The following is a 3614-nucleotide window of genomic DNA, read 5'->3' on the forward strand; positions in this document are numbered from 1 at the left end:
TGGCCGCCGCGCTGGTCCGGGCGGCGCTCGACAAACGGGTGGCCGAGGACTGTCTGCGCCGCGCCGGCTGACCGTGTCGTACTCCCCCGCGCGTACCGGGCCGCCCCTGCCGACGGGACGGCCCGGTCTCCTTGTACGGGGCCGGGTTCAGGGCGCGAGCCCGGTCAGAGGCCCAGCACGTGGGCGATCGTCCGCAGCACGCCCGCGTCGTTGTTGGACGGGGCCAGGTGGCGGGCCCGGCGGATCACCTCGGGGTGGGCGCCCGCCATGGCGAAGGACCACTCGGCGGCGTCGAGCATCTCCAGGTCGTTCAGGTAGTCGCCGAACACCATGGTCTGGGCGGGCGTGACGCCGAGCGCCCGCTGCAGACGGCGCAGGGCGGTGCCCTTGTTCGCGGTGCGGTTCATCACGTCCACCCAGTGCTCGCCGGAGACGACGACCTGGTGGGTGCCGGCGAAGGGGGCGAGGGCCGGGGCGACGGTGTGTTCGGCGGACGCGAAGTCGAACACCGCCACCTTGATCATGTCGTCCTCGACGGCGGTGACGTCCTCGACGATCCGGTGCTCGGCGTAGTACTGGCGCACCTCGGCGAGGAACGCCTCGTCGGTCCGCTCGACGTACGCCGCCCGCTTGCCGCAGACGACGGCGCCGACGTCCGCGCCGCCCGCGGCGAGCCGTCGTACCGTCCGCGCGATCTCCGCCGCGACGGACCCGTCCAGCGGGTCGGAGCTGAGTTCCACACCGTCGCGGACCACGTAGGTGCCGTTCTCCGCGATGAACACCATGCCCTCGGCGACCCGCTCGAACTGCCGGCGCAGGGTCGCGTACTGCCGTCCGCTGGCCGGGCTGAACAGCACCCCGCGGCGGCGCAGCTCGGCGAGCATCGGCCACAGCCCGTCGGGGATCCGCTTGGCGTCGTCCAGCAGCGTGCCGTCCATGTCGGTGACGATCAGCCGGATGTCGGCGGGCCCCGCGGGCAGCGCGGCGGTGTCGAGGAGGGGGGCGGGTATGGCGGGCATGTGCTGCTTCCGGTCGGGGGCGGGGATACCGGTCCAGTGTTCCTCATCGGCCCGGCGGGCCCCGAACCGCCCGCGGCGATCCGTTACCCGGGCGTCCGTCCGCGCGGGTGATCCGCTTCGCGGGACAGCGCGATCACCGGGAGGGACAATGACGGCACAAGCGCATGTGAGAAGGGCGGACAGGTGAACGAGGGGCACTCCCCGGCGGCCGGGGCGGCACGGCTGGACACCAGCGTGGCGCACAACGCGCGGGTCTGGAACCACTGGCTGGGCGGCAAGGACAACTACGAGGTCGACCAGCGGGTGGGCGACCGGATCGCCGGGATGTTCCCGGTGATCCGGGCCGTGGCCCGCGCGGACCGGGACTTCCTGGGCCGGGCGGTGCGGTTCCTGGCCGCCGAGCGCGGGATACGGCAGTTCCTCGACATCGGCACCGGGCTGCCCACGGCCGACAACACCCACGAGATAGCCCAGCGGATCGCTCCCGAGTCGCGGATCGTGTACGTCGACAACGACCCGATCGTGCTGGTGCACGCCCGCTCGCTGCTGACCAGTTCCCCCGAGGGCGTCACCGACTATCTCGACGCCGACGTGCGCGACCCGGACGTCATCGTGCGGGACGCCGCCCGGACCCTCGACCTGGACCGGCCGGTGGCGGTGATGATGCTGGGCATCCTCAACTTCGTGCCGGACACCGGCGAGGCCCGGGACATCGTGCGGCGGATCATGGCGGCCGTCCCCTCCGGCAGCCACCTGGTGCTCACCCACCCGACCTACGACGCCGAGGCGGGCGGCGCGGGCAACGTCGCCGCGATGGAGTTCTGGAACGCCCACGCCACCCCGCCGATCACCGCGCGCAGCCACGCCGAGATCGCCGGCTTCCTCGACGGTCTGGAACCGGTCGAGCCCGGGCTGGTGCCGTGTTCCCGGTGGCGCACCGGGACGGAGGCCGCCGTGGTGCCGCAGTACGGCGCGGTCGCCGTGAAACCCTGACCCCGGGGCCCGGCCGTCCCCCGCCGGCCGGGCCCGCCGAGGAGGACGCATGACCACGCTCGCCGACCCCCGACCCGGTGGCCGCCCCGGCGACCTGGAGAGGGTGCCCGCCCTCACCGCGGCCCTGGCGGCCCGGGGCGTGCACGGCATCGTCCTGGCGTATGTGGACACGGCGGGCGTCTGCCGGGTCAAGACGATCCCGACGGCACGGCTGGAGGCGGCCGTGGCCTGGGGGGTCGGCATGTCGCCGGTGTTCGACACGTTCCTCGCCGACGACTCCATCGTCACCACCGACGTCCTCGGCTCCCCCGACGGCGACCTCAGGCTCTACCCGGACCTCGACCACCTCGTGCCGCTGGCCGGGCAGCCCGGCTGGGCGTGGGCGCCGGTGGACCGGATCACCCAGGAGGGCGAGCGGCACCCCGGCTGCGCCCGGACCTTCCTGCGCCGCGTCGTCACCGAAGCCGCCGACCGGTACGGCCTCGCCTTCAAGGCGGCGATCGAGATCGAGTGGGCCGTGGGCGTCGGTTCGGCGCCCGCCGACGAGTTCGTCCCGGCGGCCACCGGGCCGGCCTACGGTGCCGTACGGCAGGTGGAGCTGAGCGACTACACCGCCGACCTGCTGGCCGCGCTCACCGCCCAGGGCGTGGACGTCGACCAGATCCACCCCGAGTACGCGCCCGCGCAGTTCGAGGTGTCGGTGGGCGCGCTGGACCCGGTGGCGGCGGCCGACCGCAGCGTGCTGGTGCGGCAGACGATCCGGGCGGTGGCCCAGCGGCACGGGCTGCGGGTCTCCTTCGCCCCGGCCTACCTCCCCGAGGGGGTCGGCAACGGCGGCCATCTGCACCTGTCCTGCTGGCGCGACGGGGTGAACCTGCACTCCGGCGGCGACGGCCGGTACGGCATGACGGCCACCGCCCAGGCGTTCCTCGCCGGGATCCTCGCCCATCTGCCCGGCCTGACCGCGGTGACCGCGCCGAGCCCGGCCAGCTATCTGCGGCTCCAGCCCTCCCAGTGGGCGGGGGTGTTCACCGCCTGGGGCCGGGAGACCCGCGAGGCCGCCGTACGGGTCGTCACCGGCACCGCGGGCCGCCGCGACCAGGACGCCAACCTGGAGGTCAAGCCCGTCGACCTGGCCGCCAACCCGTATCTGGCCCTCGGCTGTGTGATCGCCGCCGGGATCGACGGCATCACGGCGGACCGTCCGCTGCCCGGGGAGATCACCGGCGACCCGGTGCGGTACGGCCCGGAGGCCCCCGCGGGTCAGGCGGCCGTCACGGCGGCCTGACCCGCGGGTCGTCCGGAGTTCACCCGCCGGGCGGACGTCCGCCCCGGCCGGGAGTGCGAGCGAGGTCAGCCGAGGGCGGCGTCGGGCCCGAAGCGGCTGCGTACTGCGGTCTGCACCTCGGCCTCCTCGGCCGGGTCGGCGGCCAGCCGGCGCAGGCGCTCCACGACCCGGGTGTCACCGGTCTCGGCGTGCCGGGCGGCGAGTTCGCGGGTGGTCTCCTCGCAGTCCCACAGGCACTCGACGGCGAAGCCGGCGGCGAAGGAGGGGTCGGTCGCGGCCAGCGCGCGGGCGGCGCGGCCCCGCAGGTGGGAGGA

3 protein-coding genes and 1 pseudogene are annotated in these 3614 nt (G+C 74.7%); 2 read left to right on the plus strand and 2 right to left on the minus strand.

What is annotated here, in order from left to right:
- Positions 1 to 164: 164 nt before the first annotated feature.
- Positions 165 to 1019: a Cof-type HAD-IIB family hydrolase gene (locus tag H5J33_RS27405; protein ID WP_181797518.1), complete on the minus strand. Its 855-nt coding sequence runs from the start codon at positions 1017 to 1019 to the stop codon at positions 165 to 167.
- 183 nt (positions 1020 to 1202) lie between these two features.
- Between H5J33_RS27405 and H5J33_RS27410 the strand changes: the two genes are divergently transcribed.
- Entirely contained in the window at positions 1203 to 2012 is an 810-nt protein-coding gene (locus H5J33_RS27410) for an SAM-dependent methyltransferase (protein WP_181797519.1), read from the plus strand.
- Positions 2013 to 2061: 49 nt separating this feature from the next.
- The gene (locus tag H5J33_RS27415; protein WP_181797520.1) at positions 2062 to 3300 is read left to right on the plus strand and encodes a glutamine synthetase family protein; all 1239 of its coding nucleotides are present in this window, start codon (positions 2062 to 2064) and stop codon (positions 3298 to 3300) included.
- A 65-nt stretch (positions 3301 to 3365) separates the two neighbouring features.
- Here H5J33_RS27415 and H5J33_RS27420 read toward each other — a convergent pair.
- A pseudogene (locus H5J33_RS27420) lies at positions 3366 to 3614 on the minus strand (HEAT repeat domain-containing protein); the annotation flags it as partial.

The organism is Streptomyces sp. WELS2 (genome assembly GCF_013870595.1).
Lineage (GTDB): Bacteria > Actinomycetota > Actinomycetes > Streptomycetales > Streptomycetaceae > Streptomyces.

What these genes read in the sequence shown, in the direction of transcription:
- H5J33_RS27405 (WP_181797518.1), bottom strand. Translation starts at nt 1,019, where the DNA reads ATGCCCGCCATACCCGCCCCCCTCCTCGACACCGCCGCGCTGCCCGCG.
- H5J33_RS27415 (WP_181797520.1), top strand. Translation starts at nt 2,062, where the DNA reads ATGACCACGCTCGCCGACCCCCGACCCGGTGGCCGCCCCGGCGACCTG.